This is a genomic window from Algibacter sp. Ld11, from assembly GCF_045066735.1.
GTDB lineage: Bacteria > Bacteroidota > Bacteroidia > Flavobacteriales > Flavobacteriaceae > Algibacter.
Genome location: NZ_JBISHH010000013.1, coordinates 154,833 through 172,190, shown reverse-complemented (window position 1 = coordinate 172,190; position 17,358 = coordinate 154,833). Strand labels below are relative to the sequence as shown.

Genomic DNA, 17,358 nt, shown 5'->3' with positions numbered 1-17,358 from the left:
GAGGTTATCGAAATTTAAATTAGATATTTACGTAGTTTTTATCAGTGTTAACAGTCACTATACCTTTATTCTTCTTATAAGTTTGAACACGTTTATCAAATCTTTCGTAATCAGAATTATTAGATTTATACTCAGGAATTAAACGTTTCATCTTAAGAACGATATTGTTATTCTGGAAACGATTCGTGATACATAACTCTTCTATTGAAGATTTGATTTTTTCATAATCTAGCTCACGGGTTTTACTAATTAAAATCTTCTTATGGTACGTAGATAATGTGTTTTCACCATTAGCTAGTAACTCTTCATATAATTTTTCACCTGGTCTTAAACCTGTGATTTTTATATCAATATCTTCTGGGTATCTTAACCCAGATAATTTAATCATGTTTTTAGCTAAATCAAATATCTTAACAGATTCGCCCATGTCAAATATAAAAATCTCACCACCCTTACCCATCGTTCCTGCTTCTAAAACAAGTTGAGAAGCTTCTGGAATAGTCATAAAATATCTGGTGATCTCAATATCGGTAACTGTCAAAGGACCACCTTGATCAATTTGTTTCTTAAAAAGAGGAATAACAGATCCATTAGAGCCTAATACGTTTCCAAATCTAGTTGTAATAAACTTGGTTTTACTTTCTTTTTGTAAACAACTGATATACATTTCAGCCATACGCTTGGTTGCTCCCATTACACTTGTTGGGTTAACCGCTTTATCCGTTGAAACAAAAACAAACTTCTTTACATTATATCTAGAAGACGTATCTGCTAGTAACTTAGTACCATTTACATTAATTTTAATGGCTTCATACGGTGTTTTCTCCATTAATGGCACATGCTTGTAAGCTGCCGCGTGAAAAACCATCGTTGGCTTATATTCTTGAAAAATACTATCAATTCTTAAACCATCACGAATATCAGCAACAATAGCTGTATAGCTTCTTTTTCCTGCACGTTTTAAATCTTGCTCAACATCGTATAACGGAGATTCAGCTTGATCTACTAAAATTAAATGCTTCACATTAAATTCAGCCAACTGTCTAACCAGCTCACTACCTATAGATCCAGCAGCACCAGTAACTAAAACCGTTTCACCGGTGAACTCATTTTCTAAACTAGGATTATTTATTTCAATTGGTGCACGACCTAATAAATCTTCAATTTGCACTTGCTTAATTTGAGTTGAACTTAACTCACCATTAATCCAATTCTCAATTGGTGGCACTTTTGTTATTTTAACATCAACATCAGATAAATTATCGACTAAAGCAATTAGCTTCGCTGGTCCAACCCCTGCAGAAGCAACAACTATCTCATCAATATTATTTGCTGCTGCAAACTCAGATTTTATACGGTCGAAAGCCATAATCGGCACACCATCAATATTTTTACCTTTCTTTTTAACATTATCATCAATAAAACCAACTACAACATAACTAGAAGATGTATTGTTCAACAAGGCGTTGTATGTTATAATTCCCTGATCTCCAGCTCCATATATCAAAATGCGTTTTGTTGATAATAACTTGCTCTTTAAGTGTTTAAAGGCCATTTTAAAAACCAATCGACTCGCACTTAAAAATAAGAAACTAATAATAGCGTGAAACACTATAATCGCTCTTGGTATCGTAAAACCAGAAACTAATTGCACCTTATTATTAAAAAGGACAAATACACCTGTAATAGCAGCAATTAATACTACCGACTTAAATAAGTTAACAACATCTGTAAAACCAGTATGGCGTATTACACTTTTAAATGAGCCTACTATAAAAAAGCTTATTAATGCAACCGTGAAAATAAATGGTAATTGTAATGTAAACTGTTCTACATTAAAATTTAATGAAAAATTAAATCTTATAAAATAGGCCATACAAAATGTTATCATAACTATCGTTAAATCGATAGCTAAAACAAGCCATTTTGAGGCGTATTTTTGAGAGTATAAGGCAAAATAATTTTTAATCATAAGTCTGGGGTGTTATTGATTATTTCTAAAATTCTATTTAAATCGTCGTTAGTTAAGTTAGATCCGCTTGGCAAGCAAAGTCCTTTTTCAAAAAGGTCTTCCGATGTACCATCAGTAAAATGCAAACAATCTTTAAAAATAGGTTGTGTATGCATTGGTTTCCATAATGGTCTCGACTCAATGTCGTCTTCTAAAAGTGTTAGTCTTATTTTTTCACGAGTTTCGAAAGAGTCTGTTTTTATACAAGTAATCCATCTATTAGAATAACTTCCTACAGGTTCATCTACAAATTCAATGGTATCAAAATGTGATAAATGCTTTTTATAAAACTCATAATTAGCACGTCTAGCTAGAACTCTATCATTCAATACTTCAATTTGTCCACGTCCTATTCCAGCTAAAACATTACTCATTCTATAATTGTAACCTACATGAGAGTGCTGATAATGTGGAGCATCATCTCTAGCTTGAGTTGATAAAAACACTGCTTTATCTTTTAATGCTTTCGTTTTAGTAATTAAAGCACCTCCACCTGAAGTTGTAATTATTTTATTTCCGTTAAAGGATAAGATTCCAAAATCTGAAAGTGTACCGCAAGCTTTATCGTGATACGTACTACCAAGAGCCTCTGCACTATCTTCCACAACAGGAATATCATATTTTTCAGCAATGGCATTAATCTCAGTAGCTTTGTATGGCATACCGTATAAATGAACCGCCACAATCGCTTTTGGTTTTTTATTTTTTTCTATTCTATCCTTTATAGCGATTTCAAGTAATTCAGGAGACATATTCCAAGTATCCGTTTCACTATCAATAAAAATAGGAGTTGCTCCTAAATACATAATAGGATTTGCCGAAGCAGAAAACGTAAAACTTTGACATAATACTTCATCTCCTTTCGATACGCCTATTAATTCTAAAGCTAGATGTATAGATGCCGTTCCAGAACTAAGAACCGCTACTTCGTTTTTAAAACCTAAATAAGATTTAATATCATCTTCAAAACCATTTACATTTGGTCCTAAAGGTGCTATCCAATTTGTCTCAAAAGCATCGTTTACGTACTTCTGCTCATTACCACCCATGTGAGGTGACGACAAATAAATTTTAGTTTTTGTTAGCATTTACATTTCATTTAATAACATTAATCATGCCAGCTACTATTACTCTAGTAGTATCTAAAAAAATATTTTGTTTAGGTTTTCCCTCTTATTATTAATATTAAACAAAACACGTAATCAAATATCGGCTTAATTCTTTTTAAAGACATTTTATAAAAACCACCTTACAATTCTAAAAATCAAAGTTTTAAAATCAAATAATCTTTGAGAGCACTAGGCTATTTTATAAAACATATTAAATCAACTTGCTATTAATCAATTTAAATTATGCACTTTCTGATGGTGTAAATTTACTAATTGTTTTCAACTAGAAATGCTACTTTAGTTTTAATTCGCTAAAACTATTATAAAAATCGGTTAAATACAGTTAGCTGTTTAGTTCATAGTGAATCTTTTGTAACTCGTCGATGTCGAAAAAAGCTACAGGGCTAATTTTTATCTTTAAAACCTAAGTAAATACATGTATATAAGCATGAGGTATTCAAAAGTGCTATTTATTTTAAATTCACTTTTTAAGGTATAGTTAATCGGCTTTTTTCACACATTCATGACTTTCATCGGAAAAAAGACAACCTTAGTATAGTTTACTAAAAGAGTTAAATATATTTTTCACATATTTGTTTCCGAATTAATTAAAATCCCATTTTTATATGAATGCTGGTTTAACAAAAACTTTAAAAGGACAACACGTATTAGTTACAGGTGGAGCTGGCTTTGTTGGCTCCAATTTAATTGAAGTTTTATTAGACCATAATATAAAGGTAACGTGTTTGGATGATTTTTCTACCGGAAAAAGAAAAAACATCGCTCCTTTTTTAACAAACTCAAATTTTAATCTCGTAGAAGGTGATATTAGAAATTTAGACGATTGCCATAAAGCCTGCAACAATGTAGATTTCGTTTTACACGAAGCGGCATTAGGCTCGGTTCCAAGATCTATTAACGACCCTATTACAACAAACGATGTTAATGTATCTGGTTTTTTAAATATGTTGGTTGCTGCCAGAGATGCTGGTGTATCTCGTTTTGTATATGCCGCAAGTTCATCTACTTATGGTGATCATGAAACTTTACCTAAGGTTGAGGAGACTATTGGTAAACCTTTATCGCCTTACGCTATTACTAAATATGTAAATGAGTTGTATGCAGATATTTTTCATACCACTTATAATTTAGATGTGGTAGGCCTCCGTTATTTTAATGTATTCGGAAAAAGGCAAGATCCTAACGGTGCTTATGCCGCTGTAATACCTAAATTTGTACAGCAGTTTGTTAGCCACGAATCTCCTATGATAAATGGTGATGGTAGCTACTCAAGAGATTTTACTTATATCGATAATGTGGTTCAAATGAATTTGCGTGCTTTAACAACAACTAATAGAGCTGCATTAAATACAGTTTACAATGTAGCTAATGGAGAACGTACAACATTAAAAGAATTGACGACGCTATTAAAAACATATTTATCTGAATTTGACGATAAAATAAAAAATGTAGAAATTAAATATAGAGATAATAGAGCTGGCGATATCCCCCACTCCTTAGCCTCTATCAATAAAGCAAAAACATTATTAGGCTACGCGCCTGGATTCGATATTAATGCTGGTTTAAAAGAAGCAGTATCTTGGTATTGGAAAAACTTATAACTTTATGAAAGTAGAAAGTATATGCTGCATAGGTGCAGGTTATGTTGGAGGGCCTACGATGGCCGTAATTGCAAAAAAAAATCCACATTTAAAAATTACTATCGTAGATATCAATCAACCCCGTATTGATGCTTGGAACGATACTGATCTATCCAACCTACCTATTTACGAGCCAGGTTTAGCCGATATTGTTAAAGAAACGCGTGGCAAAAATCTATTTTTCTCTACAAATATTGATCAAGCTATTGACGAGGCTGAAATGATTTTTATTTCTGTAAACACACCAACTAAAACCTATGGAAAAGGAAAAGGTATGGCTGCCGATTTAAAATACATTGAATTATGTGCTCGTAATATTGCGGATGTAGCTAAAACTGATAAAATAGTTGTAGAAAAATCGACTTTGCCAGTGCGAACAGCAGAGGCTATTAAAAGTATTTTACACAACACAGGTAATGCTATTAATTTTCATATTCTGTCTAACCCTGAGTTTTTAGCAGAAGGTACAGCTATTGAAGATTTATTAAATCCAGATCGTGTGTTAATTGGAGGCGAATCAGAGGAAGCCATTGAAGCCTTAGCCCATATTTATAGCAGTTGGATTTCAGACGAAAGAATATTACGCACCAATTTATGGTCGTCGGAGTTATCCAAACTTACTGCAAACGCTTTTTTAGCACAGCGCATATCGTCTATTAATTCTATTTCAGAATTGTGTGAGCTTACAGGTGCTAATGTTAACGAAGTAGCCAAAGCCATTGGTATGGATTCTAGAATTGGATCAAAATTCCTTAAAGCTTCTGTTGGTTTTGGTGGCTCATGCTTTCAAAAAGATATTTTAAATCTCGTTTATATCGCTCGAAGTTATGGTTTAACTGAAGTTGCCGATTATTGGGAGCAAGTAATTATCATGAACGATCACCAAAAAAGACGTTTTTCGGATCATTTAATAAAAACACTTTACAATACTGTTTCCGGAAAAAAAATAGCGCTCTTAGGTTGGGCCTTTAAAAAGGATACTAATGATACTCGCGAATCCGCGGCTATCTATGTGGCAGATCATTTATTAAATGAACAAGCCAATATTACGGTTTTCGATCCTAAAGTACCACATACTAAAGTCCAAACCGATTTAAATTATTTAAACACCCGTACTGACATAGAAAATGAAGCAGGTGTGGTTAGTGTCAATACGGCTTATGAAGCTACGCAAGATGCTCACGCTATTGCTATTATGACAGAATGGGATGAGTTTAAAACCTACGATTGGAAAACAATCTACACAAACATGAAAAAACCAGCTTTCATTTTTGATGGTAGAAATATTTTAGATAAAGCTGAAATGGAACATATAGGATTCGAGTATTATTCAATAGGTCAATAATTTGTTATGGAAAAAGACAAAATAGCCGTAATAGGCTTAGGATATGTAGGCTTACCTTTAGCAAGATTGTTTGCTACAAAATTCAATGTGGTTGGTTTCGATATTAATGAATCTAGAATAAACGAGCTATCTAAAGGTATAGATTCTACCTTAGAAGTTGAAGATGAGGTTTTAAAATCCGTTTTAAAAACATCTCAACACGATGAGAATGGCTTAATTTGTTCTTCTAATCTAGATGATATAAAAGACTGTAATTATTACATTGTTACAGTTCCTACACCCATCGATAAAAACAACAGACCCAATTTAACACCCTTGTATAAATCGAGTAAAACCGTTGCCAAGGTGCTCAAAAAAGGAGATGTCGTTATTTATGAATCTACGGTATACCCTGGAGCGACTGAAGATGAATGTGTACCTATTTTAAAAAAAGTAAGTGGTTTAAAATTTAACCAAGACTTTTTTGTAGGTTATTCCCCAGAACGTATTAATCCAGGCGATAAATTACACACCGTAGACAAGATTTTAAAAGTTACCTCAGGTTCTACACCTGAAATTGCTAAAAAAGTAGATGCCTTATACGCAAGTATCATTACAGCAGGTACACACCTCGCTCCTACCATCAAAGTAGCCGAGGCAGCTAAAGTTATCGAAAACTCGCAACGTGATATCAATATTGCTTTCGTAAACGAGTTATTAAAGATTTTTGATTTAATGTGCATTGATATCTATGACGTCCTAAAGGCGGCAGGAACTAAATGGAACTTTTTAGATTTTAAACCCGGTTTAGTTGGCGGGCATTGCATAGGAGTTGACCCTTATTATTTAGCTCAAAAAGCACAAGAAGTGGGTTACCATCCAGAAATTATACTTGCGGGGCGTAGAGTAAATGATAGTATGCCTAAATACTTCGCTTCTGAAATAATAAAAGTCATGATTCAAAATGACTTCCGAGTAAAAAACACTAAAATATTGATATTAGGAATTACATTTAAAGAAAACTGCCCTGATGTAAGAAACACGAAAGCGGTAGAAGTAATCAAAGAATTAGAATCTTATGGCTCTAAAGTAACGGTTTACGACCCTTGGGCAAACCCGAAAGAAGTTCTTAATTTATATAATTTAGTAACACAGAAAAACTTACCCATAAATAATATATTTGATGTCATTATATTAATGGTTAAACATAAAGAATTTATGAACCATAACTTCAATTCTATGTTGAATTCCGGAGGTTTTATATATGATTTAAAAGGTTTTTTTAAAAATAAAGAAGTTTAATGAAAATTAACCAACTCAAAGGAGGTGCCTTTTTATCATATATTAGCATTTTTTTAACCAATGTTATTGGACTCCTTTTAACACCGTTTATTATTAGATCTTTAGGTAGTGCTGAATATGGCTTGTACACAATGATTGGTGCATATATAGGCTACATGAGTGTTTTAGATTTTGGATTAAACAATACTATAATTAGGTTTGTTGCCAAATATAATGCAGAGAAAGATAAAGAAGGAGAAGAAAACTTCCTTGCTCATAGCTTCATCATGTATGTATGCATTTCAATATTAGTTACTATAGTAGGGCTAATATTTTACTACAACTTAAATACGATTTACGCTGACACATTAACATCAAGCCAACTAGAAAAAGCAGAGATAATGGTCCTTATATTAGTATTAAACTTGGCTATATCACTCCCTGGGGGAGCCTTTGCAGGTATTTGCTATGGTTATGAAATTTTTGTTTTACCAAAAATAATAAATATTATTAAGTATATTTTAAGAAGCATTCTTGTAGTTGCTATTCTTGTGTATGGCGGAGACTCTGTAGGCTTAGTCGTAATGGATACAGTTTTAAATTTAGCAATAATTATTATAAATAGTTTTATTGTTTTTAAAATTATAAAAGTTCGCATCACATTACATAAATATGATAAAAACATGTTTTTAAATATAATGAGTTTTTCAATATGGCTTTTTGTATTTGCTTTAGTTCACCAATTGAGATGGCAATTTGGTCAATTAATTATTGGTTTTTATTATTCAACCACCATAGTTGCAGTTTATGCTGTTGGAAGTACCTTAGGTAATTATTATGGAGCTTTTTCATCGGCAATTTCATCTGTTTTTCTACCTAAAGCAATGCAGGTAACAGTAAACAATATGCAGCAAAAAGAATTAACCGACCTTTTCATAAAAATATCAAGAATCATATTGTTTTTATTACTCTTTATTCTCGGGGGATTTATTATTGTTGGAAAAGATTTTGTTTTCTTTTGGGTAGGAAAAGAGTATGAAATGGCATACTACTACGCTCTAGCAATTATGTTTGGACTAACTCCTGTATTGAGCCAAGGATTTGCTAATAATATTCTTGAAGCAAAAAACCTTTTGGTCTTTAGAGGGAAACTTCTATTAACTGTTACCATTTTAGGGGTAATATGTGGTTTTTTTATTGTGAAGAAATTTGGCATAATGGAGATGATTTTAACAACAGTTTTTTTTATGATAGTAGAAAGAATTTTAATTATACCTTTTTACCAGAAAAAAGCGAATTTAGATATGAAAAGGTATTACAAAGAAATTAGCCCTCTTTTTATAAGTTTGTTCATAGCATTATTATTTTATTTAATTAACTTTTATTTCTTACCAAACAAGAACATTTATGTAGTTATATCAAATATAATTTTATTCAGCATTTCATATCTTATTTTTGGTGTATCTATTATGAGTCAATATGAAAAAAGCTTAATAAAGTTAGCTCTAAAAAAAATACCAATAATAAAAAGTTATTTTTAATAATCTTTGACAATGAAAAAAATTCTATTCTTACATCCTGATTTAAGAGGAGGTGGCGCTGAAAAGGTTCTAATCAACATGATAAATAAATTAGACTCTGCAAAATACAATATTACTTTGTATACAATTTTCGAAGAAGGAGTAAATAAAAAATTACTAACTCCTAATGTTGAGCACAAGTTCATTTTTAGAAAAGTGTTTAGAGCGTGGTCAATTATTCAAAAAATTTTTACACCTTCTTTTTTATTTAAACATATTGTAGGTCAAAATTATGATTTAGTTGTTGCATATTTAGAAGGTGTTCCTACGCGAATAGTTGGTGGTTGTAATAATAACTCGACCAGAATTATATCATGGATTCATGTTGATTTAGGCGGATTTTCTATTGAAAACACCTTTAGGTCCAAAAATGAGATGAAGAATATTTACTTAAAATATGATGCAATAGTAGGTGTTTCCAACACTGCTTTGGAATCACTAAAATTTAAAATACCTTCTTTACCTTCAAAGAAATTACATGTTTTGCATAATGTTCTAGATACAGACCTTATAATGACCAAAGGAAATGAATTAGTTAAAGATATAAATTTTTCTTCTAATACTATCAATTTATGTTCTGTTGGTAGACTGACCCATCAAAAAGGCTATATTAGATTATTAAAAATATTAGCTAAACTAGCAGCCGAAAAATATAATTTTCATCTATATTTAGTTGGAGATGGAGAGGATAGAGATCAATTAATTAAAATAATTCAAACTCAAAATTTGCAAAACCATATAACACTCTTAGGGTTTAAGGACAACCCCCATAAGTATGTTAAAAATTGTGATTTATTTATTTGCTCTTCCTATCAAGAAGGATTTAGCACTGCGGTAACTGAGTGTGTTTTACTTGGCACACCTGTGATTACAACAAATTGTGCTGGTATGGAAGAGATTTTAGTGAATGGTAAATATGGCAAAATAGTTAATAATACTGATGAAGATTTATATATTGGTTTAAAAGAATTTTTAAAAAATAAGGAATACTTAAGTAAATATAAAAATTTAACAATGCAAAGATCAAAAGAATTACAAAACAAGAATAACATATCAGAAATAGAGAAACTTTTTGATAAAATTTTAAATTAATTTTTATGCTTTTACTTTCCGTACTACTTACAACTTGCTTTCTTTTCATTATAATTTTTTATCTCATTGAAATAAAACCTTATGTAAATGAAAAGTTAAGGAGAAAATTCTATATGTTAAATAATAAAATCTCAATTATAGAATATAAGGATACAATTCTAGATTACGCTTTGAAAACTTCAAAGAATGAAATGCCAAAAATGTCCTTAGCCGACAATACTTATTTCCCAATAGTTTTGGTTAGAGAACTGTCTTTAATGTTTAAAAAAAATAATAGATTAAAAAACAGCTTTCCAAGAGGTTATTTACTTAACGGAATATTTGACTACGCCAAGGCTACCAATAATATAAAAACTCTGAACTATTTGGAGAAAACTATTGATAAATTTGTTAGTGAATTGAATAACAACCCTAAAACTTTACAATATATCGATCAAGTTACTATGGGCGTTGTTATTGCCAAATTATTCCAAGAAAACAAAAACCCAAGGTATCAAGAAGCTTGTGAAGTAATTATTAATTGGTTAAATACGAATATCGATAAAAAATATGGGATTATACTTTATCGTCCTAATTTAGATTTTCAATATGTAGATACTTTAGGTATGATATGTCCATTTTTAGTTATTTGTGCTGAAGTTTTTGATAAAAATGAATTAATTAAATTATCAAATACTCAACTAAAATTTTACATTGAACATGGTTTAAACAAAACCAATAAATTACCTTACCATGCAATAGAGTTACAAAACGGAAGTCCAATGGGTTCTAGCAATTGGGGACGTGGATTAGGTTGGTACCTTTTAGCATTATCAGCAACATTAAAATACACAAATAATAAAAACAATGACTTCTATGATTTCTTTAATAAAGAAATTGAAGTATTAAAGCCTCATTTGAATAATTTTAAACAGAAACATTATTGGGGACAATTTTTAAGTTCTTCAAAAAAGTGGCATATTGATACTTCGGTTTCTACTATGATTTTTTACTCTCTGTCCTTAATTGATAAAAGTGAAAATTTTAATGACTTCTACAACTTTTTAAAACCTTTAACCACTAAAAAAGGAGAAGTTGACCATACTTCAGGGGATACTGAAGATATTAATATATATTCGCGAGAATATGGCAAATCTGAATTAACCCAAGGCTTACTATTATCGATTTTTAAAAATGAAATAACTTTATGAAAAAAATATTAATAAAAAACTTTAAGAACTTAAATAATTACGGATCTGGTATGATGGGTCTAATTACATTAAGTGAAATATATAATCGTTTAGATGGCAATGTAAAGTTCTACTCCGACTTTGACGAATATGCTGATATGACGGAGATTTTAAAAGAATTAAACATAAAAAATGTAGATTTAAATATTTATACTCCTAAAAAAAATGTTTCCAGAAATAAAATTGCTTTCTTAAAATATTTTTACACTTTGAAAGCGATATTTTCAAATGAAGGAGCAAATGAGTTTGATTTAGTAGTTGTCTTAGGTGGAGATGATTTATCAGAATATTATGGGAAACATATATGGCCCGTCTTCTTAAACCTTAATTCATGGGCTTCAAAAACCAAAGTTGTGTTATTTGGTCAAAGTATAGGTCCTTTCAAACACTGGTATAACCGTTTTACTTTTAAAATACTAGCAGCTAAAACAAAAATTTTCACTAGAGACGAATACTGTTTTAATTACCTTAGCAAAAATCTTGGTATCAAAAAGAATATTACATTAAGTGGTGATATTGCATTCTTAAAACTGCCTTTAGAAGACGACAAAAAATATGAAGATGAAATTTTGGAACATTATAAGTTAGAAAAAGACAAATACGTATCAATAGTTATTTCCGGTTTATTTGGTAAATATTACACAAAAAACATTGATGATTATTTCAACACTTACGAACAGTTAATTTCAAGACTCAAGAATAACCCTAAATTAAAAGGATATAAAATATGTCTGTTAGCACATACATTCCCTCCTCATGGTAATGAAGCGGATTTACTTATACGATTCGAAGATTATCTAAAAAATAAAAAAGATGTTATTTTTATCAAAGACAAGGTACATCAAGCTGCTGCTCGTTTTATTTTAGGCAATGGTGCACTAACTATTACAGGAAGAATGCATGCTTCAGTTTCAACATTTGAAATGGGGAAGCCTTCTATATCCTTAGCATATAGTGTAAAATACTATGGAGTTATTGGAGATAACCTGGGCCGCAATGACTTAATCATAGATGCTAATGATTCTAATCTTTGGAAAAGCAATGTTATGGTAAATATGATTGATGATAAAGTAAACTATATTTTGGATGATTATGATAATATACTTGAAGATATATCAGAAAAAGTTGACGTACAAAAAAACTTGGTAAATAATGCTTTTCATTCATTGCTTAACGATTTATAAATGAAATTCTCCATAATCATTCCTGTTTATAATTTAGAGCTTTACATTAACAAATGTTTACACTCATTGTTAAACCAAAATTTTGAAAAGGATGATTATGAAGTAATCATTATTAACGATGGCTCGACAGATAAATCCGAAACGTTAATAAGTAAGGTCATAAAGAACGAAAATAATTTCACTTTATTTTCTATAAAAAATCAAGGAGTTAGTAACGCTCGAAACTTTGGATTAACTAAAGCATCGGGGGAATATGTTCAGTTTGTCGACGGAGATGATTGGTTAAACAATAATACTCTAAACATAGTTTATGATAAAATAGTAAAGACGCCCAATCTGGAGGTGCTTAAATTTGGATATACAAAACGTTTATCTAATGGTTCCGATGTTGAAATATCGATTGTAGAGGAAACAAATGTAATATCAGGACTAGATTTTATTTTAGAAACTAGTTCTGATAGCTTTTACCCATGGCAATATTTTATTTCTAGAAATTTATTAATTGAGCAGCGTATTACTTTTAATAAAAATTTATCATTTAGTGAGGATAAAGAATTTTTAATTCGTTTACTATCTGTCACTAAACGTTTCAGAAATTATAAAAATATCATCTATAATTATAATTTACAAAGAACTGACGCCGTAACTTCTAATATATCTGATAAAAGTATAAAAAGTTTAATTGACGCCAATTATTGTATATATAAGTATGTTGAGCAAAGCGCTTTTGATAAAAAATATAAAAACATTATCATTAATAACGTTTTGCAATCATTAAACCTATCCTACTATACTTTAACACAAGATAGCATTTGGTCTCGATTTTGGATATGGAAAAAAAATATATATCCTATATTAAATTCTCTAAAATCGAATAAAAAAAATCACTTAAACTTATTAAGACTTAGTCCGCTCTTATTTTATTTAAAAAATTATTTACCTAGAGCTATCGCCCATCAAATAAAAAAAAAATATGTTTGATTTTATTCCAATAGAAGATTATAGCTTGTATCATTATATATTCCTTCTTTTAGTATGCGTTATCACCTTGTTCCATACAATAGTTTTAAAAGGTGATGAACAAATTATTATGAAATATAATAAGTTTTTTGGAATTACCGTCTTGATGGTTCTTGTTCTTTATATAGGTCTTAGACCGATTCATGGAGAATTTGTTGATATGATGACCTATAATAAAGCTTTCTTACAATTTCAAACAGGAGTTAGAACAACTGCTCCTGAAGGAGATTTAGGTTTTGGGTATTTTTTAGTTTTATGTTCCAAAATAATGAGCGTTGAACTATTCTTTTTTATTTGTGCAATTATTTACATATTACCCCTGTATATCGCAAGTAAGAATTGGTTTCCGGAATATTATTTTTTTATTTTTTTATTACTAGTAGCTTCAATGTCATTTTGGACATACGGGGTTAATGGTATAAGAAATGGTATGGCCACATCTTTATTTATACTTGCCATCTCTTATGTTTATAAAAATAAAAAATTAGCTATACTGTTTTTCATTATCTCATTGAGTTTTCATAAAAGTATGTATTTGTTAATGATTTCATACATAATAACTTTTTATATAAAAGAACCTAAATTTTATTACTTTTTCTGGTTTTTAGCTATTGTACTTTCTATTTCAATGGGAGGTGTTTGGGAAATGGTTTTTGCTAATTTAGGGTTTGGAGATGACAAACTTACAAGTTATTTAACAACCGAAGTGGATTCTAAAAAATTTAGATCAACAGGCTTTCGTTATGACTTTTTAATATATAGTGCCGCACCTTTGATAATTTCTTATTTTTATGTATTTAAAAAAAAATTCCATGATTTGCAGTATAACAGAGTATTGCACACCTATATGATAGCTAATGGTTTTTGGATTATGATTATTAGAGCTAATTTTTCAAATAGGTTTGCTTACCTATCTTGGTTCTTAATGGCTATAGTTATAGGTTATCCATTATTTAAACAAGCATTTTTAACAAATCAATTCAGAAAAGTAGGCATCATAACTTCATTGTACTTTGCCTTTACTTTTTTTATGTACTTTTACTTTAATACACCTACAAAATAATGAATAAGGAAATAGATGAAAACGAACAAATAGATCAGTCTAACTTATTATTGAGTATAATAGTACCTGTATATAATGTCAAAGACTATTTAAATATTTGTTTACAAAGCCTAATAAATCAAGACTTAAGCCCCGATTTATATGAAATCATAACTATTAATGATGGTTCAACAGACAACAGCTTAAAAGTACTAGAGGATATTCAAAATAAAACAAATAGAATAAAAATAGTATCACAAGAAAATCAAGGGCTAAGTGGAGCTAGAAACACAGGTATTGATATAGCTCAAGGTAAATATATTCTATTTGTGGATTCGGATGACACATTGCTATCCCATTCCTTAAAGAACCTCATTAAAATAATGTCTTTAAATAATTTAGATATATTAGAATTCGGAGCTTCAGGTATTACAGAGACGGGGAAAATCACCTACACAGCATCTATTAATTCCAATAACAAAGTTTTGACTGGTGAAAATTATCTAGCAACTATTACTTATATGAATTCTGCATGTAACAAAGTTTATCGACGAGATTTCATTAATGCAAACTCGCTAAGATTTTTACCTAAGGTATACATTGAAGATATTGAATTTAATACTCGTGCCGTTTTTTTATGTAAAAAAATAATGGCTATTGATATCGTGTATGCCCACTTTTTGCAGCGGGAAGGTTCTATTACTCGAACAAAAAACTTTAATAAATCAAAAAAAATGATTTATGATATTTTAACAGTCCTAAACTCTATTAATGACATTGCTGAAAAGAGAGTAACTAAAAAATCCAAAGCATACAAACCATTGAAAGAGCGAGTGTCCTCTCTTGTTGCTACTATGCTGCTTCGCGTATTAAAAGAAACTAGAGACTATGATATTAAAAAAAATATAATATATAAATTAAAAGAGGCTGATTTGTATCCCACAAAATATAAAGCACAAACAGGTTCTAAAAGATTATTTTTAAAGTTTGCAAATAATTCTACGATGTTTTCTTTAGCATGCAAACTGATGACCTATATAAATAAAATTAAATGAAAAAAAAAATTGCTGTATTGATTTTAGCACACAGTAATAGCGAAGCTCTTACAAGAACGATTACCCTTCTTTCACAGAACTTCGATATATTTGTTCAAATAGATAAAAAATCAAAATTAAATATTGATGATTTACCTAAAATAACTAATTGCTTTTATTTCAAAGAAATAACCGTATTTTGGGGTGGTTATAGTCAAATTGAAAATATGTGTTTTATTCTGAGAGAAGCATTCAATCCTAAATATTCACACTATGTCTTTATCAGTGGTGAAGACATTCCTATTAAATCAAATAGTTATATCAGTTCGTTCTTTAATGAAAATATTAAAAATTCTTATATGTCAGCAAGAAAGTTCCCTGTTAGCTCATTAGGTTTTAATGGTGGGCTCGACCGTGTTCAGCGCTATTGGTTTATGAAAATTAATAATAGGTTAATTGCAAAAATAGTGGCTAGATTAACTTTGTTCGTTCAAAAGCTATTTCATATTAAGGTTAAGACATTCAAAATAGATTTCTATGGAGGATCGAATTGGATTAATATATCACATGAAGCATTACAGTACGTTTTCAATTTTTTAAATGAAAATCCTTCATATATGAAAAAATTAAAATATTCTAGGGCAACCGATGAAGTTTGGATTCAAAGCATCTTAATGAATTCTCCTTTAAGAGATAATATTATTTTAGATGATTTAAGATACACTGATTGGGAAAGCGGCCCTGAGTATCCGAAAACATTAACAATACAAGATTACCAAAAAATAATAGAAAGTAACGCTTTGTTCGCTCGAAAAGTGAAAAAAGAAAATGACAATGTACTTATAGAAAAAATATTTAAAAAAATAAAAAATGAGTAAAATAAATATGTTTTGGTATAAAGTGCCATATGGTAAGAAAAATTTTGGTGATGTATTGGGGCCTTATATTGTAAAAAAGCTTTCTGGAAAAAAAATCGCTTACATACCTATATTACATAGAGGACTAAAAAGAAGAACGTTTATAGCTTATCCCGCAGCAATATACACTAGGAAATTAAGTTTTAATGATATTATTGATAATATCAAATATCTTTTCGGAAAAGATAATGTATTGATAAGTATAGGAAGTATTATAGGCTGGCATAGTTCCCCTAAAGTTAATATTTGGGGAACAGGTATAATGTCTAGAGGTCAGCATATCGATAATGCAAATTTTTTTGCTGTTAGAGGTAAATATACACAAAAACGATTATTGGAATTAGGTTATCAATCTCCAAGCACGCTAGGTGACCCAGCTTTGCTTATGCCGTTACTATACAAATCAAATTCTCCTTTAAAATTCAAAATAGGTATTGTTCCCCATCATTTTCATTATGAAAATACCATTTCAAAAACTCAATCCAAGAACATCAAAGTAATAAATTTACTTGAAAATATTAATCAAGTTATCGATGAAGTGTGCTCATGTGAAATCCTTATATCTTCTTCTCTTCATGGAATAATAATCGCTCACGCATACAAAAAACCATGCTTATGGTATAATTTATCCAACCGTACCATTGGTGGTGATAACATTAAATTTGCTGATTATTTTTCTTCTATTGACATTGAAGAATATAAGGCTATAGATTTAAAGATTGACAAATTCGATGATGCTAGCATTAAACTTATTGAAGACTTAATTATAAACAGAAAAGATATAGCTGTTGCTGATGAAGATAAAATTAGAGAATTGCAAAAAGGATTAATAAAGTCAGCTCCTTTTCATATAAGAGATGAATTTCTATGTTAA

Annotated in this window: 14 protein-coding genes; 12 read left to right on the top strand and 2 right to left on the bottom strand. The window is 30.0% G+C overall.

The window, feature by feature from the left end; all coding sequences use genetic code 11:
- Positions 1-19 precede the first annotated feature (19 nt).
- Positions 20-1,972, bottom strand: coding sequence for an SDR family NAD(P)-dependent oxidoreductase (locus ACJJV4_RS07260; RefSeq protein WP_405292928.1), 1,953 nt, complete (start codon positions 1,970-1,972; stop codon positions 20-22).
- Complete coding sequence (locus ACJJV4_RS07255; protein WP_405292926.1) at positions 1,969-3,099, bottom strand: aminotransferase class I/II-fold pyridoxal phosphate-dependent enzyme; 1,131 nt, start codon at positions 3,097-3,099, stop codon at positions 1,969-1,971. The genes ACJJV4_RS07260 and ACJJV4_RS07255 overlap by 4 nt, the downstream gene beginning before the upstream one ends.
- A 647-nt stretch (positions 3,100-3,746) precedes the next feature.
- Here ACJJV4_RS07255 and ACJJV4_RS07250 point away from each other — a divergent pair.
- The 12 genes from ACJJV4_RS07250 to ACJJV4_RS07195 all read left to right on the top strand — a co-directional run bounded on the left by ACJJV4_RS07250 (position 3,747) and on the right by ACJJV4_RS07195 (position 17,358).
- On the top strand, positions 3,747-4,742 hold the full coding sequence (locus ACJJV4_RS07250) for an SDR family oxidoreductase (protein ID WP_405292924.1): 996 nt from the start codon (positions 3,747-3,749) through the stop codon (positions 4,740-4,742).
- A 4-nt stretch (positions 4,743-4,746) separates the two neighbouring features.
- A complete protein-coding gene (locus tag ACJJV4_RS07245) occupies positions 4,747-6,126 on the top strand; it encodes a nucleotide sugar dehydrogenase (protein ID WP_405292922.1) in 1,380 nt (459 codons plus the stop codon).
- Between the two features lie 6 nt (positions 6,127-6,132).
- A complete protein-coding gene (locus ACJJV4_RS07240) occupies positions 6,133-7,407 on the top strand; it encodes a nucleotide sugar dehydrogenase (protein ID WP_405292920.1) in 1,275 nt (424 codons plus the stop codon).
- Entirely contained in the window at positions 7,407-8,927 is a 1,521-nt protein-coding gene (locus tag ACJJV4_RS07235) for a lipopolysaccharide biosynthesis protein (RefSeq protein WP_405292918.1), read from the top strand. Before ACJJV4_RS07240 ends, ACJJV4_RS07235 begins: the two co-directional genes overlap by 1 nt.
- A 12-nt stretch (positions 8,928-8,939) precedes the next feature.
- Positions 8,940-10,058 (top strand): glycosyltransferase, encoded by a 1,119-nt coding sequence (locus ACJJV4_RS07230; RefSeq protein WP_405292916.1) that lies wholly within the window; start codon positions 8,940-8,942, stop codon positions 10,056-10,058.
- A 113-nt stretch (positions 10,059-10,171) separates the two neighbouring features.
- Entirely contained in the window at positions 10,172-11,248 is a 1,077-nt protein-coding gene (locus ACJJV4_RS07225) for a glycoside hydrolase family 88 protein (protein WP_405292914.1), read from the top strand.
- Positions 11,245-12,471 (top strand): polysaccharide pyruvyl transferase family protein, encoded by a 1,227-nt coding sequence (locus tag ACJJV4_RS07220; RefSeq protein ID WP_405292912.1) that lies wholly within the window; start codon positions 11,245-11,247, stop codon positions 12,469-12,471. Before ACJJV4_RS07225 ends, ACJJV4_RS07220 begins: the two co-directional genes overlap by 4 nt.
- A complete protein-coding gene (locus ACJJV4_RS07215) occupies positions 12,472-13,452 on the top strand; it encodes a glycosyltransferase family 2 protein (protein ID WP_405292910.1) in 981 nt (326 codons plus the stop codon).
- Positions 13,445-14,554 carry an EpsG family protein gene (locus ACJJV4_RS07210; RefSeq protein WP_405292908.1) on the top strand — a complete coding sequence of 370 codons (1,110 nt, stop codon included), beginning with the start codon at positions 13,445-13,447 and terminating at the stop codon, positions 14,552-14,554. The genes ACJJV4_RS07215 and ACJJV4_RS07210 overlap by 8 nt, the downstream gene beginning before the upstream one ends.
- A complete protein-coding gene (locus tag ACJJV4_RS07205) occupies positions 14,554-15,588 on the top strand; it encodes a glycosyltransferase (RefSeq protein WP_405292906.1) in 1,035 nt (344 codons plus the stop codon). The genes ACJJV4_RS07210 and ACJJV4_RS07205 overlap by 1 nt, the downstream gene beginning before the upstream one ends.
- On the top strand, positions 15,585-16,445 hold the full coding sequence (locus tag ACJJV4_RS07200) for a beta-1,6-N-acetylglucosaminyltransferase (RefSeq protein WP_405292904.1): 861 nt from the start codon (positions 15,585-15,587) through the stop codon (positions 16,443-16,445). The genes ACJJV4_RS07205 and ACJJV4_RS07200 overlap by 4 nt, the downstream gene beginning before the upstream one ends.
- Positions 16,438-17,358: a polysaccharide pyruvyl transferase family protein gene (locus ACJJV4_RS07195; RefSeq protein WP_405292902.1), complete on the top strand. Its 921-nt coding sequence runs from the start codon at positions 16,438-16,440 to the stop codon at positions 17,356-17,358. Before ACJJV4_RS07200 ends, ACJJV4_RS07195 begins: the two co-directional genes overlap by 8 nt.